At 47.9% G+C, this 336-nt stretch carries 1 tRNA gene; it reads left to right on the forward strand.

Going from position 1 to position 336, the window contains the following annotated elements:
• The first annotated feature begins 100 nt into the window (after positions 1-100).
• Positions 101-176, forward strand: a tRNA-Ala gene (locus AAEZ05_RS28015).
• The last annotated feature ends 160 nt before the right edge of the window (positions 177-336 follow it).

Below are 336 nucleotides of genomic sequence, written 5' to 3' on the forward strand. Positions count from 1 at the left end.
TAGCTCAGTTGGTTAGAGCGCACCCCTGATAAGGGTGAGGTCGGCAGTTCGAATCTGCCCAGACCCACCAATTTTGTGTGGGAAACGCCTGTAGAAATACGGGGCCATAGCTCAGCTGGGAGAGCGCCTGCCTTGCACGCAGGAGGTCAACGGTTCGATCCCGTTTGGCTCCACCACTACTGCTTCTGATTGTGTAAAGCTTAGAAATGAGCATTCCATCGTTGTGATGGTGAATGTTGATTTCTAGTCTTTGACTAGTTCGTTCTTTAAAAATTTGGGTATGTGATAGAAAGATAGACTGAACGTTACTTTCACTGGTAACGGATCAGGCTAAGG

This window comes from Pseudomonas sp. HY13-MNA-CIBAN-0226, assembly GCF_040310305.1.
In the GTDB taxonomy this organism is placed as follows: domain Bacteria; phylum Pseudomonadota; class Gammaproteobacteria; order Pseudomonadales; family Pseudomonadaceae; genus Aquipseudomonas; species Aquipseudomonas gregormendelii.